We start from the raw sequence: 678 nt of genomic DNA, 5'->3' as shown, positions 1-678 counted from the left end.
CCTCGCGCGGAACGCCACCGAAGGCCAGAAACGCGCTCTCCATCCCGGCAAACCAGCTCTCCTGCTTCTCGTGCCCGAAGGCTCTGACATGCAGCCGGCGGGAATAGCCGAGCGTGGCCACGAAGAAAAATACCTTCGTCGCCACCCCGCCGATCTCCACCCGCCGCTCGCCGAAGTCGATCTGCAACTGGACGCCCGGCCGCGTCTCGAAGCGAACCGTCGCCCGGGCCGCCGCCACCAGTTCCCGCCGCAACGGCGCGACCGTGCGCTCCACCGTGCGAAGGCTGACATGGATGTCCTTCTCCGCCGCCAGTTCCTGGCGGATCACGTCGGCATTGCCCGCGTGCCGGCGAAACCGCTCCGCCAGGAAGTCCGAGAGCCCGTCCAGCTTCTTCGACCGCGACGGCGTCACGCAGGGACGCCAGTCGCCATACTGAAGCCAGCGCTTCACCGTGTTCTTCGAACAGCCAAGCTCCGCCGCAATCCGCTTGGCGCCCCAGCCCAGCCCCTTCAGCCGGACCATCGCCGACACGTCGTCCGGCGTCTTCATCTCGTCCCTCCACGGTCCAGTCACCCGCGGAGAAATCTGCCCGTTCCTGTCTTCCATGCCGACCTCCTGGCTATCGAGGGGGCAGTTCCTCATGGCGCCAGGGGGTCAGTTTGCCGTGTCGCCTGACA

The 678-nt window shown here is 67.1% G+C and carries 1 protein-coding gene; it reads right to left on the bottom strand.

Annotated elements, in window-relative coordinates:
- Window positions 1-607 (bottom strand): helix-turn-helix domain-containing protein (locus MJ956_RS18620; RefSeq protein WP_253965915.1); only part of this gene is annotated, 607 nt, incomplete at its 3' end.
- Window positions 608-678: the final 71 nt, after the last annotated feature.

This window comes from Aurantimonas marianensis (genome assembly GCF_024195285.1).
Classification (GTDB): domain Bacteria; phylum Pseudomonadota; class Alphaproteobacteria; order Rhizobiales; family Rhizobiaceae; genus Aurantimonas; species Aurantimonas marianensis.
This window is presented reverse-complemented; position numbering and strand designations above follow the sequence as displayed.